The organism is Pseudomonas sp. 8O (assembly GCF_902506495.1).
GTDB lineage: Bacteria > Pseudomonadota > Gammaproteobacteria > Pseudomonadales > Pseudomonadaceae > Aquipseudomonas > Aquipseudomonas chaetocerotis.
In genome coordinates, this window is record NZ_LR733264.1 from 567,265 (window position 1) to 587,757 (window position 20,493).

At 62.7% G+C, this 20,493-nt stretch carries 26 protein-coding genes and 1 pseudogene; 13 read left to right on the plus strand and 14 right to left on the minus strand.

Annotation, left to right across the window (positions count from 1 at the left end; genetic code table 11):
* Positions 1-94: 94 nt before the first annotated feature.
* Entirely contained in the window at positions 95-376 is a 282-nt protein-coding gene (locus GV002_RS05445) for a peptidylprolyl isomerase (protein ID WP_003462270.1), read from the minus strand.
* A 167-nt stretch (positions 377-543) separates the two neighbouring features.
* Between GV002_RS05445 and GV002_RS05450 the strand changes: the two genes are divergently transcribed.
* Both GV002_RS05450 and GV002_RS05455 read left to right on the plus strand, forming a co-directional pair.
* Positions 544-885 (plus strand): hypothetical protein, encoded by a 342-nt coding sequence (locus tag GV002_RS05450; protein ID WP_160017398.1) that lies wholly within the window; start codon positions 544-546, stop codon positions 883-885.
* Between the two features lie 135 nt (positions 886-1,020).
* Positions 1,021-1,470 (plus strand): hypothetical protein, encoded by a 450-nt coding sequence (locus GV002_RS05455; RefSeq protein WP_160017399.1) that lies wholly within the window; start codon positions 1,021-1,023, stop codon positions 1,468-1,470.
* An 11-nt stretch (positions 1,471-1,481) separates the two neighbouring features.
* Here GV002_RS05455 and GV002_RS05460 read toward each other — a convergent pair whose 3' ends face one another.
* Positions 1,482-2,522, minus strand: a complete 1,041-nt coding sequence (locus tag GV002_RS05460) for a GGDEF domain-containing protein (RefSeq protein WP_160017400.1) — start codon at positions 2,520-2,522, stop codon at positions 1,482-1,484.
* Positions 2,523-2,706: 184 nt separating this feature from the next.
* On the opposite strand from GV002_RS05460, the gene GV002_RS05465 reads away from it, so the two are divergent.
* The 4 genes from GV002_RS05465 (at position 2,707) to GV002_RS05480 (ending at position 5,387) form a co-directional block, all read left to right on the plus strand.
* Positions 2,707-3,567: a CAP domain-containing protein gene (locus tag GV002_RS05465; RefSeq protein ID WP_160017401.1), complete on the plus strand. Its 861-nt coding sequence runs from the start codon at positions 2,707-2,709 to the stop codon at positions 3,565-3,567.
* A 115-nt stretch (positions 3,568-3,682) separates the two neighbouring features.
* Positions 3,683-4,345, plus strand: a complete 663-nt coding sequence (locus tag GV002_RS05470) for a hypothetical protein (RefSeq protein ID WP_160017402.1) — start codon at positions 3,683-3,685, stop codon at positions 4,343-4,345.
* Positions 4,342-4,863 (plus strand): hypothetical protein, encoded by a 522-nt coding sequence (locus GV002_RS05475; RefSeq protein ID WP_160017403.1) that lies wholly within the window; start codon positions 4,342-4,344, stop codon positions 4,861-4,863. The genes GV002_RS05470 and GV002_RS05475 overlap by 4 nt, the downstream gene beginning before the upstream one ends.
* 2 nt (positions 4,864-4,865) lie before the next feature.
* A complete protein-coding gene (locus GV002_RS05480) occupies positions 4,866-5,387 on the plus strand; it encodes a hypothetical protein (protein ID WP_160017404.1) in 522 nt (173 codons plus the stop codon).
* Between the two features lie 12 nt (positions 5,388-5,399).
* Here the strand turns inward: GV002_RS05480 and GV002_RS05485 are convergent, their stop codons facing one another.
* Positions 5,400-5,987, minus strand: a complete 588-nt coding sequence (locus GV002_RS05485) for an NAD(P)H-dependent oxidoreductase (RefSeq protein ID WP_160017405.1) — start codon at positions 5,985-5,987, stop codon at positions 5,400-5,402.
* 153 nt (positions 5,988-6,140) lie between these two features.
* On the opposite strand from GV002_RS05485, the gene GV002_RS05490 reads away from it, so the two are divergent.
* Positions 6,141-6,437 (plus strand): putative quinol monooxygenase, encoded by a 297-nt coding sequence (locus tag GV002_RS05490; protein WP_160017406.1) that lies wholly within the window; start codon positions 6,141-6,143, stop codon positions 6,435-6,437.
* Positions 6,438-6,614: 177 nt separating this feature from the next.
* On the opposite strand, the gene GV002_RS05495 is transcribed toward GV002_RS05490, so the two are convergent.
* Positions 6,615-7,043: a helix-turn-helix domain-containing protein gene (locus GV002_RS05495; RefSeq protein ID WP_160017407.1), complete on the minus strand. Its 429-nt coding sequence runs from the start codon at positions 7,041-7,043 to the stop codon at positions 6,615-6,617.
* Between the two features lie 74 nt (positions 7,044-7,117).
* Between GV002_RS05495 and GV002_RS05500 the strand changes: the two genes are divergently transcribed.
* Positions 7,118-7,594: a DUF2938 family protein gene (locus GV002_RS05500; RefSeq protein ID WP_256667032.1), complete on the plus strand. Its 477-nt coding sequence runs from the start codon at positions 7,118-7,120 to the stop codon at positions 7,592-7,594.
* On the opposite strand, the gene GV002_RS05505 is transcribed toward GV002_RS05500, so the two are convergent.
* A complete protein-coding gene (locus tag GV002_RS05505; RefSeq protein WP_160017409.1) occupies positions 7,582-9,591 on the minus strand; it encodes a peptidase U32 family protein in 2,010 nt (669 codons plus the stop codon). The genes GV002_RS05500 and GV002_RS05505 overlap by 13 nt on opposite strands.
* 146 nt (positions 9,592-9,737) lie before the next feature.
* Between GV002_RS05505 and GV002_RS05510 the strand changes: the two genes are divergently transcribed.
* Complete coding sequence (locus GV002_RS05510) at positions 9,738-10,382, plus strand: YecA family protein (RefSeq protein WP_160017410.1); 645 nt, start codon at positions 9,738-9,740, stop codon at positions 10,380-10,382.
* A gap of 51 nt (positions 10,383-10,433) precedes the next feature.
* Here GV002_RS05510 and GV002_RS05515 read toward each other — a convergent pair whose 3' ends face one another.
* Positions 10,434-10,886 carry a BRO family protein gene (locus GV002_RS05515; RefSeq protein WP_160017411.1) on the minus strand — a complete coding sequence of 151 codons (453 nt, stop codon included), beginning with the start codon at positions 10,884-10,886 and terminating at the stop codon, positions 10,434-10,436.
* 118 nt (positions 10,887-11,004) lie between these two features.
* Here GV002_RS05515 and GV002_RS05520 point away from each other — a divergent pair, with 118 nt between their 5' ends.
* Complete coding sequence (locus GV002_RS05520) at positions 11,005-11,418, plus strand: transcriptional regulator (protein WP_160017412.1); 414 nt, start codon at positions 11,005-11,007, stop codon at positions 11,416-11,418.
* A gap of 93 nt (positions 11,419-11,511) precedes the next feature.
* Here the strand turns inward: GV002_RS05520 and GV002_RS05525 are convergent, their stop codons facing one another.
* The 3 genes from GV002_RS05525 to GV002_RS05535 form a co-directional block, all read right to left on the minus strand.
* Positions 11,512-12,333 (minus strand): HDOD domain-containing protein, encoded by an 822-nt coding sequence (locus GV002_RS05525; protein WP_160017413.1) that lies wholly within the window; start codon positions 12,331-12,333, stop codon positions 11,512-11,514.
* Positions 12,334-12,502: 169 nt separating this feature from the next.
* Positions 12,503-12,979, minus strand: coding sequence for a serine protease inhibitor ecotin (gene eco, locus GV002_RS05530; protein WP_160017414.1), 477 nt, complete (start codon positions 12,977-12,979; stop codon positions 12,503-12,505).
* A gap of 114 nt (positions 12,980-13,093) precedes the next feature.
* On the minus strand, positions 13,094-14,059 hold the full coding sequence (locus tag GV002_RS05535) for a LysR family transcriptional regulator (protein WP_160017415.1): 966 nt from the start codon (positions 14,057-14,059) through the stop codon (positions 13,094-13,096).
* 103 nt (positions 14,060-14,162) lie between these two features.
* Between GV002_RS05535 and GV002_RS05540 the strand changes: the two genes are divergently transcribed.
* Positions 14,163-14,432, plus strand: a complete 270-nt coding sequence (locus GV002_RS05540) for a DUF2798 domain-containing protein (RefSeq protein WP_160017416.1) — start codon at positions 14,163-14,165, stop codon at positions 14,430-14,432.
* A 110-nt stretch (positions 14,433-14,542) separates the two neighbouring features.
* On the opposite strand, the gene GV002_RS05545 is transcribed toward GV002_RS05540, so the two are convergent.
* The 3 genes and pseudogenes from GV002_RS05545 to GV002_RS05555 form a co-directional block, all read right to left on the minus strand.
* Positions 14,543-14,890, minus strand: a complete 348-nt coding sequence (locus GV002_RS05545) for a cupin domain-containing protein (protein ID WP_074681057.1) — start codon at positions 14,888-14,890, stop codon at positions 14,543-14,545.
* A gap of 409 nt (positions 14,891-15,299) precedes the next feature.
* Positions 15,300-15,737, minus strand: a pseudogene (locus tag GV002_RS05550) (phage infection protein); the annotation flags it as partial.
* 203 nt (positions 15,738-15,940) lie between these two features.
* The gene (locus GV002_RS05555; RefSeq protein WP_160017418.1) at positions 15,941-17,032 is read right to left on the minus strand and encodes an SMP-30/gluconolactonase/LRE family protein; all 1,092 of its coding nucleotides are present in this window, start codon (positions 17,030-17,032) and stop codon (positions 15,941-15,943) included.
* A gap of 314 nt (positions 17,033-17,346) precedes the next feature.
* Here GV002_RS05555 and GV002_RS05560 point away from each other — a divergent pair, with 314 nt between their 5' ends.
* Complete coding sequence (locus tag GV002_RS05560) at positions 17,347-18,090, plus strand: class I SAM-dependent DNA methyltransferase (protein WP_160018881.1); 744 nt, start codon at positions 17,347-17,349, stop codon at positions 18,088-18,090.
* Between the two features lie 35 nt (positions 18,091-18,125).
* Here the strand turns inward: GV002_RS05560 and GV002_RS05565 are convergent, their stop codons facing one another.
* The gene (locus GV002_RS05565; RefSeq protein ID WP_160017419.1) at positions 18,126-18,827 is read right to left on the minus strand and encodes an FMN-dependent NADH-azoreductase; all 702 of its coding nucleotides are present in this window, start codon (positions 18,825-18,827) and stop codon (positions 18,126-18,128) included.
* Positions 18,828-18,946: 119 nt separating this feature from the next.
* Between GV002_RS05565 and GV002_RS05570 the strand changes: the two genes are divergently transcribed.
* Positions 18,947-19,846 (plus strand): LysR substrate-binding domain-containing protein, encoded by a 900-nt coding sequence (locus GV002_RS05570; protein ID WP_160017420.1) that lies wholly within the window; start codon positions 18,947-18,949, stop codon positions 19,844-19,846.
* Between the two features lie 39 nt (positions 19,847-19,885).
* On the opposite strand, the gene GV002_RS05575 is transcribed toward GV002_RS05570, so the two are convergent.
* The gene (locus GV002_RS05575; protein ID WP_160017421.1) at positions 19,886-20,479 is read right to left on the minus strand and encodes a hypothetical protein; all 594 of its coding nucleotides are present in this window, start codon (positions 20,477-20,479) and stop codon (positions 19,886-19,888) included.
* Positions 20,480-20,493 lie beyond the last annotated feature (14 nt).

Consider the following 20,493-nt stretch of genomic DNA (forward strand, 5'->3'; position numbering starts at 1 on the left):
GGCGTCACGAAATGCTGAACCGGATGAGCGCTGCTGTCACGAGCGGGGGACGTGAACCGAAGAGCCGCGCTGGCGACTCTTCGGTCTAGTCAGGTCAGTCCTGGCGGCTGGTGACTTCCAGCAGGTGGTAGCCGAACTGGGTCTTCACCGGGCCCTGCACCACGCCGACCGGCGCGCTGAAGACGACGGTGTCGAATTCCTTGACCATCTGGCCGGGGCCGAACGAGCCCAGGTCGCCGCCGCTGCGGCCGGACGGGCAGGAAGAATTGTCTTTGGCCAGTTGGGCGAAGTCGGCACCGCCTTCGATGGCGGCTTTCAGTTCGTTGCACTTGTCTTCGCTGGCAACCAGGATGTGGCGGGCAGTGGCGCGGGCCATGGGAGTACCTCCTATCAATGAAGGTGCAGAGCCTAGCGCAATCGTCTCGACAAGCAAACGGTAGGCCGTTCGTCCATTTCTCAGGAGTCGCCTCGGAGTCTGGCTTGTCCCATTTTCTGTAAGTGGGCATGTGCCCTGAACTCGGGTTTCACTGAGGAGACGTGCAGATGAACACCCTGAGCATCGACGGTTGGCGTAAGGCCGACAATGACAGCAAATCCATTCCCATCGGTACCCTGCAGTTCCATGTCAGCGAGGCGGAGCACTTGCGCCTGGAACGGGCTGAGGAAGAGCTGCAACACAGCGGGCTCAGAGACACCATGATCGACGCCGACATGCAGACGCTGGAGCTGGTCATGCCGGACGGCTTCGGCCCGCTGAGCGAATGCAAATGGCGCGTATACATCGGCGGCGAGGAGGGGCGGGGCCAGTTTCATCTGGTCGGCTACAGTGCCGAAGATGGCTGCCTGATCTACAGCAATGCGGTGATGGTCGACCTGTTGGGTTGACCGGCACAGGCAAAACCTTGCCCCGCGGTGGCAAGCCGCTGCCGCGAATGGATGCGCAACCCGCGTAATGACGGGCCTGCAGTGGCTGGCCCGGAATCTGCTTTGCATGAGGCGAACGGATTTCGCGGAGGCCTCATGACCAGTATCAACAACAGCATGCCTGCCATGCTCAGCTACTACGGCAGTCAGCTCAACAATCGCTCGAGCGCAGGCAGTGGCGACACCGGCGACCAGGCCAGTCAGGACCCGCTGGCCGACCTGCGGCGTTTCGCCCTGCAGGTGGTGGCGCGCAGTGATGGTGGACTGTTGCGTGCGATGAATGGCGGCGCGGCGCAACCCGGCAATGCCGTGCAGCCCACTGGCGACAGCCAGCCGGCGACCCCTTCGGTGATTCAATTGCCGGACGTGATGCAACTCGATCGCGACGATGCCGCCTCGCTGCTGGCGCAGGTACAGAAGATGGTGGATGCCGGCATGGAGGGCAGCGTGCGCATCTCCGGCTACAACGGCGACCAGCAGACCGACTCGCTGGAGACCTACCGTCAGTGGTTGCAGGAGAAGGGTGGGGTCAGCATCTACGTCTGATCCGCACCTGTTCAGCCCAGAACGGGCTCTACGTCCTCTCGGGTGATCACCCGGTTACGCCCGGCGCGTTTGGCCGCATAGGTGCGCCTGTCCGCCGCCAGCATCAGCTCGTCCAGTGATTGCCCGTCCACCCCGAAGCAGGCCACGCCGGCGCTCAGTGTCATGCGCAGCGTGGTCTCATCCACCGCCAGCGGCTGTGCCGCCAGGCGTTCGCGCAGGCTCTCGGCGATTTCACGAGCTTGCGTCGCCGTGCTGCCTGGCAGCAGCACCGCAAACTCCTCGCCGCCCAGGCGGCAGAACAGATCGTTGACCCGCAAACGCTGCGCCAGCACCGTGGCGAAGTGAACCAGGGCGCGGTCGCCGACCTCGTGGCCGAAGCGGTCGTTGATCTGCTTGAAGTGATCGATATCGACGAATACCAGCGAAAGCGGCGTGCCATTGCGCAGCGCATGGGCACGCTCGCGCTCGAATACCTCGGCCAGCTTCAGCCGGTTTGGCAGACCGGTCAGGGAATCTGTGGTCGCCTGATCGGTCAAACGCTGCTCGTTGAGGAGGCGGCTGCGCTCGTAGATATGCGCAAAAATCATCACTGCCAGGCTGGCCAGGCCAAGATTGGCGATGATCTCGATGTTTTGCAGCAATTGATCAGAGGCAAACCGCCGGCTGAAGACGAACAGGCCGATGCCGACGAACAGCACCGAGCCGTACATGCCCAGACGCAGCCCCAGCAGCAGATAGCAGATGATCGGAATCGACTGTATCCAGGCGAACACCGCGAAGGTGGTGTGGGTCTGAGCCAGCGCCAAAATCATGATGCTGAAGAACGGCAGCAGGTAAACCGCGGTCAATAGCTGCAAGTTGTGCGTTCGGTCGACGATGGTCAGCAGATACAGCGACACAGCGGCGTAGCCGATCTCCAGACCGGCCAGCAGCCAGTTGTCGTGCAGCAGATTGACCACGGAGAAGAACAAACCACCGCTCAAGGTGATCCATAGCAAGGCCTTGAGGACCAGGCGACGATGTTGTTCGTTCTTGGCGAAGTAACCGGGCATCAGTGTTCTCGGCGGGAGAGGCAAGTGCGCAAATTGTTCGATGACGGCAGATGGCGTCATGCAGGAACCCTGCCGTTCGGCCGCGATGCCAGTGCATGCGGGCGTTTGATGGGACCAGGAAACCGGCCATGATCCTGCGCCGGAAATTGCGTCAGAATCACGACGTTAGTTGGGAGAGGACGGTATGACAACAACAAGGGGCATATGGGGATGGCAACGCTGCCTGTTGGCGCTGCTGCTGATGGGCTTTTGGGGCGCGGCTCAGGCCGCTGAGGACCTTGCGCTGATCGAGACGATCAACAGCTATCGCAGCGAGGTGCAACGCTGCGGCGTGCAGGCCTCCGAGCCACTGCCACCGTTGACCAATGACCCACGCCTGATCCTGCCTGCCAATGGCACCGCGGATCTGCAGGATTCGCTGAGCGCGGCCGGTTATCCGTTGGTCAACGTACAGGCCATCACGCTCTCCGGCCCGCGCAATGCGCAGGCGGCCATGCAGGCCTTGAGCGAGAGTTTCTGTCGTGTGTTGCTCGATCCGCAATTCATCGACATCGGTGTCAGCCAGCAGGATCGTGACTGGCGCATCGTGCTTGCACGGCCGCTGCTCAGTGCGCGCCTGCAAACCTGGCAGACCGAGGGGGAAAGTCTGCTGTTGCTGATCAACTCGGCCCGCGCCGAGGCGCGCCAATGCGGTGACCAGCGCTTTGCCGCTGCCGCGCCGCTGGTATGGAACGCCGAGCTGGGCAACGCTGCCGAGAGCCACAGTCGGGCCATGGCCAATGGCAACTTCTTCGCCCACCAGGGGCGTGACGGCCTGACGCCGGGTGACCGCGCGGAGCTGGCGGGTTACAGCGGTAGCAAGGTTGGCGAGAACATCGCGGCGGCTCTGGATAGCACCGCCAAGGTGGTCGAGGGCTGGCTGGCCAGCTCCGGGCACTGCGCCAACATCATGAACCCGGAGTTCAGCGAACTAGGCGCTGCCTACGCCAACGACCCGCAGAGCGATGCTGGCATCTACTGGACGGCGCTGTTCGGCGGCGAGTGAATCCGTTTCGCACTTTGGCCATTTGCCACTGCAGCACCCACGGAGGCTACGTATAATCCGCGCCCTTCGATTGGCGCCTCGTGCCGAGGTGATCCATGTGGTTTGAGGGTGTTGCATGGTTCGTGTGTTTTTCCAGGCCCAGCTGGTTGGCCTGTTGTTGTTAATGGGCGGTTGCAGCATTACCGAGCGCTCCGCGCTGGTCAGCGACCGTCTGAGTCCTGCGCCTGGGGAGCCGGCGGCCTATCTGGTTGGCGCCGTTGGCCCTGATGGGGTGATGGCCGCCACGGCGCAGAACCAGCGCCTGCTGTTTCGGCTGCGCGGCTCGGAAGAGGGCGCCGCTGCAGTCTGGATCGACAATGGCATACGCCAGACGCCGAAGGACATCCAGGACGGTTCGGCCAGCGCCAGCGTATTCGTGATGCCACTGAAACCCGGCGATTACGAGCTGTACGACTTCCAGTTCTTCTCCACCACGAGTACCGGTTACGGCACCTACTACTCCTCGATGCAGGCGCGGGAGAAGTTCGTCGTGCCCATGCGCCTGGAGGCCGGCAAGGCCTATTACATCGGCGAGTACCGCTCGCGTTGCATCACCGGCAGCCTGTGCCTGTTCGTGCAGCGCGAGCGTCTTGCGCGTGACGAAGCCATCGCGCGCCAGCAGTTCCCCGCATTGCCCGAGCTGCAGCTGCTGCCCTTGCAGCTGGAGCGGGCGAAACCGTTCATCCTGCCCGAAGCAGCCAATTCTTCATCCCGGACGAAGGACCGCCCCACACCATGAAACCGTTTCGTTACCTGCTGCTCGCCAGCGTATTGCTGTCGGGTTGCGCCGCGACTCATACCTTGCCGTCTACCGAATTGCGTTACGGCGAGTCCTACCTGCCGCCCATTCATGTGATGAGCAACGACCCGCTCAAGGGCGGGGAAATCCGCAACAGCCTGCGCGCCACGGGGATGTTCGAGGACGTGCTCGCCGGCCAGGCGCCGGGCGATGCCTACGCGGTGCGCGTCCAGGTCGCGCAGGAGCGTGACCACGCCGCTTTCCCGCTGGTGCTGCTCAGTGCCGCGACCCTGTTCCTGCTGCCGCTGCCCAGCGACGCGGATACGCGCATGGATTTCACCCTGCTCAAGGGTGAACGTACGCTCAAACGCTACAGCTACGAGAATCGCACGCGCGCCTATTTCTGGCTGCTCGACCGAGGCGACGAGGCGAACGCGGAGCACCTGCGCCGCATCACCCGCTCCTTTGCCCGCGACGTCCAGCAGGACGATCTGATGCAGGCTGGGGTGGCGCAATGAGAATGTCCGTCAAGGTTGTTTTACCGCTGCTGGTAATGTTGTCGCTGCTGAGCGGCTGCTCCACCACGCTACCGCCGCTCGAGCATCGGCAGGTCGAACCGTTCGTGCCGGTCGGGCTGCGAGTGTCCATGCTCACCACGGGGCGCAAGGGCGACACCAGCAACCGCCAGGTGGTGCAGCGTCTGCAGCAGTCCGGCAGTTTTTCCTGGCTCGATGAAGGCATCAGCCGTAACGGCTACAGCCTGCTGATCGTCGAGCCGGCAGGCAAACGCGCCAACACGGGTGTCGTCCTGTTGGGGGCGCTGACCTTGCTCACGCTGCCGTTGCCGGTCAGCTACGAACAGCACCTGCGCGGTACCGTGTTCAAGGATGGCGTACCGATCAAGTCCTACGACTATCGCCGCGATGGTTGGGGGGTATTGGCCTGGTACGTGCCCATGCCCTTTGACCGCAACAAGCGCGACATGCTCGACGAACTGCTTGGTGACATCGAGCGCGAGCAGACGATTCCCAAGCAGCGCTGATAGCTCGGCGTATCAGTTGACGCCGAACACCTGGGCCAGGTGCTGCTCGTAGCGCGCCACGTCGCGCTCGATGTTCGGCACCTTCATCACGTCGTTGCAGATGAAGGTGGGCAGGCCGCTCATGCCGAGGAATTCGTTGGCCTTGTGGAAGGGGAAGTACACCGCGTCCACGCCTTTGCCTTCGAAGAAATCGGTCGGGTCCTCGAAGGCCTGTACCGGGGCGTTCCAGGTCAGCGACAGCATGTACTGCTTGCCCTGGATCAGGCCGCCGCTGCCGTACTTCTGCGAGGCGTCGGAACGGGTACGGCCGTCGCTGGCATAGAGGCTGCCGTGACCGGCGGTGAACACCTCATCGAGGTACTTCTTCACTGTCCAGGGTGCGCCCATCCACCAGCCGGGCATCTGGTAGATCACCACGTCGGCCCAAAGGAATTTCTGCACTTCTTCTTCCACGTCGTAGCCGCCGTCGATGAAGGTGGTCTTGACGTCGAAGCCGGCGCGGTCGAGGAAGGCCAGCGCTGCGTCATGCAGGGTGCTGTTGTATTGGCCGTGGGAGTGGGCGAAGGCTTTGCCGCCGTTGAGCAGGAGGATCTTTTTCATGGGGGGTTCTCCAAAAATGTGGCGGCAGGTTATCCAGTCCTGCGCGTGCGAAACACCCCGGAACGGTCAAATGATTATTGACTGAAAGTCATGAAAGGCTTGTCGAATACTGCATTATGGTGAGGCATCTTCCCACATCGAGGAACCTGCTCCATGTACGGCTTCATCCTTCACGCTCACACCAGACCCGAACAGGCCGAGGCCTTCGAGCAACTGTTCCGTGCTTACGTCGAACCCAGTCGCGCCGAGCCCGGCTGCATCGAATATCACATGCTGCGCGACGCGCAGGACCCAACGCTGTTCATCTTCTACGAGGTGTGGGCGTCACGGGAGGCGCTGGCCGAGCACACGGCCCTGCCGCACATGCGCGAGTTCCATGATCAGCGTATGGACTACCTGCGTCGTGATGTCGAGATTCGTGAAATCGAGATGCTCAGCCCGGCCCGGTGAGGGCGTCGCTGAAAACCCGGTGCGCATGGCCTTGGCGGCCCCGCGACACCCTACGGAGCGTGTCGCGCTTGGTGCTACGGAGCATGCCACTCCTGTAGGGTGCGCCGTGCGCACCGAGTCCCAAGCATGCCGAGTGGCGACCCGAATTTGAGCCCGAAACACTGGCGCTGCGGCCGTTCAAGCCCGTTCGGGAGCGGCAGACCGCTTTCGGCCCATCTGCTTGCTGGCCATGCTCATCAGGCGCTGAAAGGTGGGGCAGCTCAGGTGGTTGTCGGCCGGGCACAGCGCTGCATGGCGCAGCCCGTCGCGAATGGCGGACAGGCGGCGAATGGTGTGATCCAACTGCTCTGCCTTGCGCTCCAGTTGCTCACGGTCGATGGCAGGGCCGCCCTCGGCTGCCAGCATCTCGGCGATAGCGTCCAGTGAGAAACCAGCCGTGCGCCCGAGTGCGATCAGCGACAGGCGCTGCAGCACCGACTCGGCGAAGACCCGCTTCAGGCCATTGCGCCCGATGGAATGGATCAGCCCTTTTTCTTCGTAGTAACGCAAGGTCGAGGCCGGCAGACCTGACCAGCGCGCGACCTTGCCGATATCCAGCTCTTTCATTGCTTGACCTCAAGTCGACTTTAACTGGCAGCTTTGTTTTGAAGGCTTTTCAGATAGGTTAGATGGAGGTGTGTATGGCAGTCGAGATCATCATGCTGGGTATTGGCGCAACGCTGTTGATGGACCTGTGGACGTTGGCGCGCAAGCGCTGGTTCGGTGTGGCGGCGCTGGATTACGCCTGGGTCGGACGTTGGTTGGGGCACATGGGGCATGGACAGTTTCGCCACGCAGCGATTGGCAAGGCGCCCACACTGCGCGGTGAGCGTGCGCTGGGTTGGGGCGTTCATTACCTGACCGGGTTGTTGTTCGCCGCGTTGTTCCTGGCCTGGGTTGGCGAAGCCTGGCTGCAGCGTCCCACGCTTGCGCCGGCTCTGGCCTTTGCTGCGCTCAGCGTGGCTGCGCCCCTGCTGCTGATGCAGCCGGCGTTCGGCATGGGCGTGGCCGCTTCACGCACGCCGCAGCCCTGGCGGGTGCGTGTGCGTGCGTTACTGACCCATCTGGTATTCGGCCTGGGCCTTTACCTGATGGGGCTGTTGGCTCAGTGGCTGTAACCCGGCTTCTGGCGAATGGTCTTGAGCAGGTCGTCCGGGCTGATGTGGCCGACCACCTGAGTGGCGGCGCTGCCTGGGTGTGGCAGGTCGAGGATATGGCCCTTCATCTTGCCGATCACGTGCATCTCGCACGGCTTGCAGTCGAACTTCAGGGTCAGCACTTCATCCCCATGTACGAGCTGCATCGGCGCCACCTTGGTGCGTACGCCGGTCACGCCCTTGGCCTGTTTCGGGCACAGGTTGAAGGAGAAGCGCAGGCAATGCTTGGTGATCATCACCGGCACTTCGCCGGTTTCCTCGTGGGCCTCGTAGGCCGCGTCGATCAGCTGCACGCCATGGCGATGGTAGAAGTCGCGCGCCTTCTGGTTGTAGACGTTGTAGAGGAACGACAGGTGCGACTCCGGGTACACCGGCGCCGGGTCGGTCTCGGCCTTGCGGCTGCCGCGTGGGTGAGCGGCGACCCGCGCTTCTGTCAGCGCCTCGATGGCATCGCGGCGCAACGCCTTGAGCTGCGAGTTGGGTACGAAGAACGCCTGCGGCGCATCCAGCGTTACACCCTGGGCGTGGTAGATGGTGGTGCCGAGCTGGGTGAGCAGGTCGCGTAGGCCATCGAGCGCCTGCTCCGGTTTGTTGGCGACGCCGAACGGGCCGGGCAGGGCGACTTCGACGCTGATGCCTTCTTCGCTGGTGGCGGTGAGCGTGAGTGCAGCTTCGCGCAACTCGGCCTTCCAGTTCACGCCGATACGGCGTTCGGCGCTGGTGCGTTGCAGCGCCTGCTGCCAGTTGTGGTCGAGGTTGCGGCTCAGCGGATGGTTCGGGCGCAAGCGGAACAGGCCCTCGGGCATCTCGTTGGGCTCGACGCGGTAACGGTAGCGCTTCTCGCCGTCGTCCTCGAACTCTGCCTTCAGTTCGGCGATATTGGCGCGGAACCCCACTACCTCGCGCTTGACCAGCACGTTGAGGCCGTCGCCGTTGGACAGCGGCTCGTGAGTGACGGCGATCAGGTCGCGCTTGCCCACTTTCTCGACAAAGCCCACAGACAGCCCGGTGAATGTGGGCGAGTCGAAGGCGCCGATGTCCACCTTGCGCTCAGTGACGAAGTAATCGGTGCTGCCGCGATGGAAGGTCTTGTCCGGGTCGGGCACGAAGAAGTGCGCGGTACGGCCGCTGGAGGCGCGGGCCAGGTCCGGGCGGTCTTCGAGGATGGCGTCGAGCTCGCGGCGGTAGTGGGCGGTGATGTTCTTCACGTAGGCCACGTCCTTGTAGCGGCCCTCGATCTTGAACGAGCGCACGCCGGCCTCGACCAGGGCGCGCAGGTTGGCGCTCTGGTTGTTGTCCTTCATCGACAGCAGGTGTTTCTCGTAGGCGATCACGCCGCCTTTTTCATCCTTGAGGGTGTAGGGCAGGCGGCAGGCCTGCGAGCAGTCGCCACGGTTGGCGCTGCGCCCGGTTTGCGCATGGGAGATGTTGCACTGGCCGGAGAAGGCCACGCACAGCGCGCCGTGAATGAAGAACTCGATGGCCGCGTCGGTGGCGTTACTGATGGCGCGGATTTCCTGCAGGTTCAGCTCGCGCGCCAGCACCAGCTGGGAGAAGCCGGCCTGGTCGAGAAATTTGGCCCGCTCCAGCGTGCGGATATCGGTCTGGGTGCTGGCATGCAGCTCGATGGGCGGAATATCCAGCTCCATCACCCCCATGTCCTGCACGATCAACGCATCCACGCCCGCGTCGTAGAGCTGGTGGATCAGCGCGCGCGCCGGCTCCAGCTCATCGTCATGCAGAATGGTGTTGATCGTGGTGAACACCCGCGCGTGATAGTGGCGGGCGAACTCCACCAGCCTGGCGATATCGCTCACTTCGTTGCAGGCATTGTGCCGCGCGCCGAAGCTCGGGCCGCCGATATAGATGGCGTCGGCGCCATGCAGAATGGCTTCGCGGGCGATCTCGACATCACGCGCAGGGCTGAGCAGTTCCAGGTGGTTCTTGGGCAAGGACATGGTGTTTTCTTTTATCAGGCTGGCACACGGGCAAGGCGGGCATTGTACCGGGCTGTTGGCCTGTGGGCACTCGTCAGATGCCGGACGGCTGGCAATACGCACCGATGGCGGTACAGTAGCGGCCTTTTTCAGGCGGAGGCGTGGCGATGGACAACAGAGGGTTGGAGAAGCTCGATCAGTGGCTGCTCAAGTATGGCAACGATGACTCGATCCTGTCCGCCAGCGAGCTGGACGGTTATTTCGCCGCGATCGTCTCTGGGCCGCGTCAGGTCGCGCCTGCCGTCTGGTATTCGGCGATCTGGGCCGACCAGCCGCCGCAATGGCCGAGCGACAAGGATGGCGAACGCTTCATGAAGCTGGCCGTCGAGTTGATGAGCGAGGCGGCCTACATGCTCAGCGAGGAGCCGGATGACTACGAGGCAATCTTCCTCGCCGACGATAACGGCAAGGGCGAGAAGCTGATCGTTTCCGAGTGGTGCGCAGGCTACTTGCGCGGCGCTGTGGTTGCCGGTTGGCTGGAGGAGGCACTACCCGACTCGGTGCAGGCCGCGCTGGCGCTGATCACCCTGCATGGCGATGAAAGTGGCAGCGAGACGCTCAAGGCCATGTCCGACGCCGAATACGAGGCCAGCACGGCGATGCTCGAACCGGCCGCTGTCGAGCTTTACGAGTACTGGCAGCAGAACTTGCAGCCGGTGCTACCGGTGCGCCGTGATGACGCCAAGGTCGGGCGCAACGATCCGTGCAGCTGCGGCAGCGGCAAGAAATACAAGCAGTGCTGCATGCGCTGACCGGTTGTCGTCAACCTGCCTGGCGAGCGAGCCCCGATGTCGTGCTCAGCTTCAGTGCGGGTCCTCGGTCATGGGCAGCAGTTCGGACCGCGCGCCGAAAACCTGCATCACGTCACTCACCGACATCCACCAGTCGTCATGCCACTTGAGTACGCGCATGCGTTTGTCTGCGGTGTTCAGCTGTCGATAGCTGGGCGGGCTGGAGCTTCTTAACAGGTTCGGCAGCAAGACCTGGCAGAACCAGCTGCGCAGACGCTCGGCGCGTGAGCTGGTGCTGCTCAGGCTCAGGCGTAGCAGGTTTTCCAGGTCGATCATGGCTTGAGGCGCTTGCTCGTTGCCGAAGAGGATGCCCTCCGGCCGGCAATGCAGCAGCAGGGCGGTTTCTTCATCCGCCAACTCCAGGGCCTGGCAAACGGCCTGTGCGGCGAACCAGAAGCGGCCGTCGGCGGCGCGCCGTACGGTGAAGCGGATATCTTCGAAGATGAGGTGGATCGAACTGGTCATGGCGCCCTCCCTGGTGCATGAAACAACGGCTTGTCGAATGCAATGAAACCATGAATTTCATTTAATATACAACTGACTGTTCAATCAAGCATGGAAGCGGAACTTAACGTCCGCGTCCATGACCGAGAAAACCGAATTCGCCCAGCGCCTGCGTGGCGCCATGATTGCGGCTGGATATCCAGATCGCCCTGCTGTGCTCGAGCGCGAGTTCAATTCGCGTTACTGGGGCCGTTCCGTAACCTTCCAGGCAGTTTCCCGCTGGCTGCGTGGCGAGGCGATACCGTCGCAGGACAAATTGCAGGTCCTTGCCGAGTGGCTGCGTATCGAACCGCAGGTACTGCGCTTTGGCGAACAGGCCGGCGCTGCCGTGCGCGAGCAGCGTGGCCGTTGGGAAGATCCCAAGTTCTATCAGGAACGTGAGGTCATCGAGGCCTTTCTCGCTCTGCCAGCAGCACAGCGCAAGGTGGCACGCGAAGTGGTGATGGCCCTGGCTGTTGCAGCCAAGGCTGACTCCGGCAAGAAGCCTGGCTGAGGCCCTGCCTGAAGTCAGTCGTGGTCGTGGTTGTCAGTTACCTGCCGGCAATGCGTACCTCGCCTGACGCCGGCGAGTGAGCAGACGCCATGTTCACCCCAGCAGTTCGGCAAACGCCCTGTCCGCTTCCAGCACCGCCGGCAAGGCTTCGAACAGCATGGTCAGGTCGACTTCCTCGAATAACGGGCCTTCCAGATTCTGCTTCGCTTGTTCGCTGACGCCGTCCAGCTCGATGGTTTGCGCGACGATCACCGACTGTGCGACCAGGCGCGCGTAGCGGCCGTCACCGGGCGCCTGAGTCGGCCGTGCCTGATAGGCAATGGCGTGCTGGATAAGCGCAGGCAGCTGCCAGCGGCGCGCCAGTTCAGCGCCCACTTCCGGGTAGCCGAAGCCCAATTGCAGGGTTTCCTCGGCGGCGTGGGCTGCGGCTTCGCGTTTGGGGTGACGGTTCATGCGCCTGGCGAAATCCGGCGCGCCGGTCTGGATCAGCAGTTCGCCAATGTTGTGCATCATGCCGCAGGTGAAGGCCGCGTCGGTGTCCAGCTTCAGCTGCTTGGCCAGGCTGCGGGCGATACTGGCGACGCGAAAGCTGCGAATCCAGAAACCCTTGAGGTCGAAGCCGGTATCGACCTGAAACGCACCCGTCATCGCCGAGGCCAGCACCAGCGTGCGCAGGGTGTTGAAGCCCAGGCGCATGGCGGCGTCCTCGACGCTCACGGCTTCACGAGCTCCACGAAAACGCGGCGAATTGGCCAGGCGCAGGACCTTGGCGGCGATGACCGGGTCACGCTCGATGTTGCGCGCCACGCTTTCCAGGCTGGAGGAAGGGTTGTCGAACTGTTGGATCAGATCCTGCGCAACCTTGGGAATACTGGGCAGGGTGTGCAGTTGGGCGAACAGACTCTCTATGTCCATGGCAACTCCGATACGTACGAACGCTGCAGTGATGGCTGATGAAAAGTGCTCCTTGAGCATAGCTGTGCCTATCGCTGCAGCCAGTCCCATAACCGCTATCTAGAGCCTTTTTCATGGGTGTTACCCGATTGAAACACCAGCCCCGAGGGGCTGGCATGTCGGGGAGGGCTTACTGACGCGGTGCGGTGCTGGTTTCGGCCGCTGCAGACCACACGCGGTAGCGCACTTCGACATCCTTCGGCGCGTAGATCACCAGTGGTAGCTTGCTGTTGTAGCGCACCAGTTGCGGCTCACCGCCAACGCGTACGAATGCCTGCTTGCGGCTGCCGTCAGGGCAGGCCATCAGGGTGCTCATGGCAGGGCCGACCTGGCCCAGTTCGTAGTAGGTGTAGCCCCAGCCTTCCACGGTTTTTTCCTGCCACTGGCCGCCCAGGCGTTGCGGGTTGCAATCCACTTCCAGGGTCTTGCCGGCGATGATCTCTACCTTGTGTTCGGCTTCGTTGGCTTGCGCCGGTAGTTCGATCACATGGCGGTTATAGCCGTCGGCAGCGGCGGGGTAGGGCTTGAGCGCTTCCGGGGTTGCCGCGCAGGCAACCAGCGGCAGCGCGCAAGCGAGGGAGAGCAGTGGCAGTTTGAGTCGGTTCATGATGATTCCTTGCTGAAAGGCCTTCTGGCCTGTCCGTGGTTGGGAAATCGCCTGATCGGCGGAGCAGCACTGACCTTCGTGAATAGGCCAATTTCCCGTGCTTTTCAAGAAGTTTCAGGGCGCCTCGGCTGAGGGTTTCAGCTCGGCGGGCAAGGCTTGCTGAAGGTAATCCATGAACAGGCGCACCTTGGGCGTCAGCTCGTAGCGGTCGCGTACGCACAGGTAATAGTCCAGCGCAGCGCTGGTAGCCCGGCTGTCCGTTGGCGTGGCCGAGGAGAACAGTTCGACCAGTTCACCTCGAGCCAGATAGGGGGCGGCGACAAAGGACGCCAGTCGGGTGATGCCGCCGCCTGCCACGGCGCACTGCGCCAGGACATCGATATCGTTGCTGCTCATACCCACTTTGACCTGGGCATCGAAATGCACGCCCTCGCGGACGAAGCCCCAGCGCAACAGGCGTCCGTCGGTGGCGAAGCGAAACAGCAGGCAGTCGTGGTCGCGCAACTGTTCGGGTTCGCTGGGGTGTCCGGCGCGTTGCAGATAGGCCGGTGCGGCGCAGAAGCGTGTCTGCGCGGTGGCAATGCGCCTGGCCACCAGGCCCTCCTGCAACTGCTGTGCGATGTGGATGCTGATATCCACGCCTTCCTGGACGTGATCGACAGTGGCGTCGGTGGTCAGCAATTCGCAGCGGATAAGCGGATGTTGCGCCATGAAACCGGGGAGCAGCGGAGCCAGTACGTGACGACCGAACGCTGCGCTGGCAGCAATGCGTAACTGCCCGCGTGGCTCGTCCTGCAGGTCGGCGATGGCTGCGCGAGCGAGTTCCAGCTCCTGAAGCACAGCTTGCACGCGCTCGAAATACAACGAGCCAGCGTCGGTGAGTGCCAGCCTTCGGGTGGTACGGGTGAGCAGGCGCAGGCCGAGGCCCTGTTCCAGACGAGCGATATTCTGGCTCGCTGCGGCTGCGCTGATACCCAGCAGACGTGCGCCGGCGGCGATGCTGCCGCTCTCCACGGCCTTCACGAAACTTTCCAGGCCGCGCAGGGTATCTGTGCCTTTGCTTTCCAATGTGTCATTCATTCGTAAGTTGATCTTGATACTCAACTTACCTTTCGCCCTCTACCGCCGCAATCATCTTCATCGCTAGAGTGCCCGACACTTTCATCGAACAGGGAACCTGAGCATGTCCGATCTCGACCTCGCTGCAACCACCAGGCGCAACTGGAAACTGCCAGCCCGCGCCATGCCCGTGGCCTTCGCCTTCTTCATGTCGGGCATCATGGCCATGCTCATGTCGCTGGTCATTACTGCTGCAAACCGGGGCATCGGCGAGGGTTATCTGCAGGCGGTATTGGGCGCCTACAGCCTGGCGATGCCGGTGGCGTTTGTCTGTGTGATGCTGGTGCGGCCGATCGTGATCAAGCTGGTGAGCCTCACGGTACGGGCGTCCTGAGTAGTGCTACGCCGCCATCCAGGGGGAGGGCTTCAGGATTGGCGCGGGCGACAAGGCAAGGGCAATCGGTGGGCGCCTTGCTGGGCGCACACGGATACGAGGTGCTGTGATCAGGCGAATACGAAGTACTTGCGCACTGTTTCCACTACTTCCCAGGTGCCTTTCATGCCGGGCTCCACGACGAAGATGTCGCCGGCCTTGAGGTGGATGGGGTCCATGCCGTCCGGGGTGATGATGCAGTAGCCTTCCTGGAAGTGGCAGTACTCCCACTTCACGTACTCCACGCGCCATTTGCCGGGCGTGCAGATCCAGGTACCCATGATCTTGCTGCCGTCTTCGGAGGTGTAGGCATTGAGGTTGACGGTGTGCGGGTCACCTTCGATGCGCTCCCACTTGCAGGCATCGACGACGGGCATCGGCTGGGTATCGCGCAGAACGGTGATCGGTTTGTTGGCCATGGGGCGCTCCGGTGAGAGATCAAAGGGGCGTTCACCATAGAGCGGGGGCGGGGCGGTCGATTGCCTGGGGTCGACACGGGGCTGCTCATTCGCGCAGTGCGCGGGGCTTTCTATCGCTGAAAAAAACAAGGCCGGCTTATCAGGCCGGCCTTGTGGGGCTGCGTTTGGCATCGAGTCATACGACGTTCTCGATCAGGTCATCAGGAAGGTATCAGGCGGTGCGGCTTTTGATCAGACGATCCGAGCCACCTTCGGCGACGCGGTTTTCGATCAGACGGTCCGAGCCACCTTCGGCAACGCGGTTCTCGATCAGACGATCCGAGCCACCTTCGGCGACGCGGTTTTCGATCAGACGGTCCGAGCCACCTTCGGCAACGCGGTTCTCGATCAGACGGTCCGAGCCACCTTCGGCAACGCGGTTCTCGATCAGACGGTCCGAGCCACCTTCAGCAACGCGGTTCTCGATCAGGCGGTCGGAGCCACCTTCGGCAACGCGGTTCTCGATCAGACGGTCGGAGCCACCTTCGGCAACGCGGTTCTCGATCAGGCGATCCGAGCCACCTTCGGCAACGCGGTTCTCGATCAGGCGGTCCGAGCCACCTTCAGCAACGCGGTTCTCGATCAGACGATCCGAGCCACCTTCAGCAACGCGGTTCTCGATCAGGCGATCCGAGCCACCTTCGGCAACGCGGTTCTCGATCAGACGGTCCGAGCCACCTTCGGCGACGCGGCTTTCGATCAGGCGATCAGAGCCGCCTTCGGCGACTACAGGTTGGGCGGAAGAAGCGGCGAATACGTTGGCTGCCAGTACGGAGAGGGCGAAGCCGAGGATCAGTTGGCGTTTCATGGTGTGGTGCTCCAGCGGTGTTGTGGTTGGGTATGGAGCAGATGTTACGCACTGGATTTTTTCAGAGAACTTCATTGGCATGATGGTGAACATCGATGCGACTGATGCTTGCTGTAAGGACCGAGATAGAAGGGTCCAAGCGCATTTTGGGGCGCTGTTCGGCCCCTAGGCAGGCCACGGCCGTATCGGCCGTGGCACATGGGCTACCTGATGAAGGTGGCGCCGCGTGTGTTGACGAACAGGGAATAGATGCCATGGCTGCTGGCCATGAACAGGCGATTACCTTTCTCGCCACCAAAGCACAGGTTGGCGCAGCGTTCCGGCAGTGAGATATGACCGATGGCCTTGCCCTGCGGGTTGAACACGCGCACGCCATCAAGCTTTTCCGGATCGCTCTCGGCCGAGCCATTGCTGCCCCAGCCGCACCACAGGTTGCCGAACTCGTCGCATTTGATGCCATCCAGCGCACCGGTGTCGGTGGCTTCGATGTGTTTGCGGCGTTGGCCGAGGCTGCCGTCGTCGTTCACCTGATAAGCCCACACCAGGCGGTGCGGCTTGGCGCGGCCCTCGACGATGTACAGGGTCTTCTCGTCGGGCGAGAAGCACAGGCCGTTGGGGCCGGCCAGATCCTCGATCACACGGGTGACCTGCTGCGTTTCGCCGTCGATGCGATAGACCCCATGGGGCAGCTCCGGCTCGATCTTGTAGCCCTCGTAGAAGTTGCCGGTCTGGAAGGGCGGGTCGGTGAACCAGACCGAGCCGTCGCGCTTGACCACCAGGTCGTTCGGCGAGTTGAAGCGTTTGCCCTCGAACGCATCGGCCAGCACGGTAATGCTGCCGTCGTGTTCTGTGCGGGTGATGCGCCGGCCAACGTCCTGAGTGGTCGAGCCCTCGCAGGCGATAAGCCGGCCCTGGCGGTCGCGCACCAGGCCATTGGAATAGTTCGATGGCTGGCGGTAGACGGCCAGCGATTGGCTGATCTCGTCCCAGCGCATGATGCGGTTGTTGGGGATGTCGCTGACCAGCAGGTAGCGACCGTCACCGAACCACACCGGGCCTTCGGCCCAGCGGATGCCATCGGCAAGCTTTTCCACGCTGGCGTTGAACAGGCGCAATTGCAGGAAGCTGTCATCCAGCGCCTTGACCGCGCCGGATGGGTAGCGCAGATCGAGAGGCTGCGAGGCGTTTGCCAGTTGCGGCAGCAGAGAGGCAGCGCTGGCGGCGGCAGCGGAATAGACCAGCGACTGCTTGAGGAAATGACGGCGTGAGCCGTCGGGGCGTTGTTCGTCATTCATCGTGAGGTTCCTTGTTGTTCTTGTTGATCGCGGATGCGACCTCATGAACTTATATGATGTATGACAACTGTGAAAGTGCTTCAATTCTGCCATGAGCGCCTAACAGTCCAAAATCACCTGTCTGCATGATTCTGTCTGGCTCGTGCATTAGGTGGTGGCGGCGCTGACTCGGCTTTGTCATATGATGACTTGCGCAAGGTGCCTCCTTTCCCGAATGAGCGTGGCTGTTTCAAGGCGTGCCACGTCAAGTCAATGCTCAGCGGCATCGGTCATGAGCTATGATGCGCGCCCTTCGTCCTCGCGCCCCTGTCATCATGTCCGGCAATGCCCTCTATACCGACCTGTCGGGTTACTACGATCTGATGTGCGCGGACATCGACTACGCCGCCCAAAGCCACTGTGTGCACCGCCTGCACCAGCTGTTCGGCAACGGCGGCAAACGTCACCTCGATCTGGCCTGTGGCACCGGCCCGCATGTGCGTCACTTTCTCGATGCTGGCTATGTCAGCAGCGGCCTGGACATCAACCAGCCGATGCTCGACCGCGCCGCCCAGCGCTGCCCCGAGGCACGCTTTGCCCGGCAGGACATGTGCGGTTTTCAGGTCGACGAGCCGCTGGACCTGATCACCTGCTTTCTCTACTCCATCCACTACAGCGCCAGCATCGAGCGGCTCAAGGCCTGTATCGCCAGCGCGCACGGCGCCCTCGCAGCCGGCGGAGTGTTCTGTTTCAACGCCGTGGACAAGCAGTGCATCGACAACGCTTCGTTCGTTTCCCACAGCGCGCGGCATGCCGAAGGACAGTTCCGCTTCAGCTCCGGCTGGTACTACCTCGGGGAAGGCGATGCGCAGGCGCTGCGCCTGCGTATCGAACGCAGCGTCGCCGGGCAGACCGAGGTCTGGCACGACGAACACCCGATGGTGGCGGTGAACTTTGCCGAGCTGCAGAGCCTGCTGGCGCCGTATTTCGAGGTGCAGGTGCTGGAGCACGACTATCAGCGCCTGGCGCCGTGGGATGGCAGCTCCGGCAACGCGCTCTTTGCCTGCACCAAGCGCTGACGCGAGGCCGCGTCATCCTCTGCCTGGCCATCGCCTCACGCCAGCTCCTCGACGCGCTCGGCTTGCAATGAACGCTGCAGCTCGGCCACCAGCGCATCGACCGTGGCCAAGGCCTGTTTGACGGATTCGGCGAGCAGTTCACCGCCGACTTCCTGGCCTTCGATGGCAATCTGGTGCACGCGGGTGATGCCGATGAAGTCGAGCGCGGTGATCAGGTTCGGCTCCAGATGGTTCATGTGCGCCATCTCGCCACCCAGGTCGAAACCGACGCCGCCGCGCGCCGTGAGGATCACTGCATGGCGCGGCCGGTCGGCCAGCCTGGGTACATAGGGATCAAGCGGGTTGCTCTCATCCACGTCCACGGTGCGGCCGGGACGTACCACCTGGTCGATCCACGCCTTGAGCGCGGCGGGCATGCCGAAGTTGTACAGCGGCGTGCCGATCACCAGCACGTCGGCGGCGATCAGTTCATCCACCAGGCGATCGCTTTCGGCCAGGGTGTCGTGCATCCAGGCCTCGCGTTTCGGCTCGGGCGTGAAGGATGAGGCGATCCAGTCATGGCTGATGATCGAGGGCGGATTCTGACCGATGTCGCGGTAGGTGACGACGTCCTGCGGGCGGCGCGCCTGCCACTGGCTGATGAAACGATGGCTGAGGTTGCGGCTGTGCGAACCGTGTTGATCCTTGCCGGCGAGACCGGGGCGGGCGCTGGCGTCGAGATGCAGAATATGGGGCATGATGAGTCTCCTGCTTGAATTTGAATTCATCTGTGATTAGCAGCAGACTCAGGCTAAGGTCTCACCGTTCGCGCGACAAACGATCAATATTTTTCGCAATGAATGAGGAAAACTCAGGCATGAGCCGGCGCCGACTCCCTCCGCTTTCCGCCTTGCGCGCCTTCGAGGCGGCTGCACGCCATGAAAGCGCCAAGCAGGCTGCGGAAGAACTTTCCGTTACCGCCACGGCGATCAGTCACCAGATTCGCGCGCTGGAAGACGCCCTCGGCGTCGCGCTGTTCGTGCGCAAGCCGCGTCAGCTGGAACTGACCATGGCCGGGCGCGAGTTGCAGCAGGTGCTGGAGAGCGCCTTCGACAGCATCGGTGCCACGGTCGAACGCCTCAGCGCGACGCCCAGCCGACAGGCCATCACCCTCAGCACCACGCCGGCCGTGGCCGTGCGCTGGCTTTTGTCCTGGGTATGCATGCTGCGCGACTCCCATCCCACTATCGACCTGCGTATCCACGCCTCGCACGAGCCGGTGGCGCTCGATGGCGTCACCGCCGATATCGCCATTCGCTACGGCGACGGCCGCTGGCCTGGCCTGGTGGCCGAAAAACTGTTCGACAACACCTTCGTCCCCGCCTGCAGCCCGTTGCTGGGGCTGCACGATGCTGCTGAGCTGCCCAGGCATGCGCTGATTCACTTTCGTAACCAGGCGGCGATTTCCTCGCCGATGGACTGGGCCATCTGGCAGAAACACGCTCAGGTGCCGGGGCTGGATGTCGGTGCCGGGCTGGTGTTCTCCGACGAAACCCACGCCGTCTCGGCTGCCATTGGCGCCCAGGGCGTGGCGCTGATGAGCCGGCAATTGATCGAGGACGAGTTGAAGGAGGGACGACTGGTGCAGCCCTTCGGCCCGGAACTGGAAGGCAAACCGTTCTTTCTGGTGTACCCGGAGAGCCGTCGGAACGACCCGACCATTCTCGCGGTGCGGGAGTGGATCATGGCGGTGCCGGGTGGGTTGTGTTCGATCTAGAGGCAGCGGCCGGCATTTGCCTGGCAAATACCGAACCCGCTAGGTGCCAGGTCGGGACTCATATAGTTTTGTCATTACCGCCCATTGCAGAGCTGGCGCCTCCTCCAGCATCAACGCCCCGACGTTGAGTTGAACCTGTGTCGGGTCGTTGCCGGCGTAAGCGACTGCCTCGTCGATGGCGAGCTTCCAGTCATCCTCGGCAAAACCAGCGCCGACCAGGATGGCGCTTCCGCTCGCTGCGCGCTGGTCGGCTGCGAGAAGGCGTGACATGTACCAGAAGTCATCGGACGCGCTGAGAAACAGCTTGCCGCGGTTGTTGTTGGCGAACGGTACTTTCAGCTCGATGTAGTGGTAGCCATTGCCTGCCGCATCGCGCACCCACAAGTCGCATTGCTTGGTTGCGCGATCCATCTGCCCGCGTCGCTGATCCAGCCAGACCTTGTACTCGACACCCACATCCGTCTGCGGCTGCAGCCTGAAGCGTTCGGTCAGCCAGAGGTATAGCTCGATCTTGAGCCAGCCCTCGAAGCCGTTGCGCAGTCTGGATAGCTGGGGCAGTGCTGGTGCGCGGTGCGCTTGCAGGTCGTTCAGAAACGCCTGGAAGGTATCGGCGACATGGGTAATGCCGGGCATCGGAACTCCTGAGC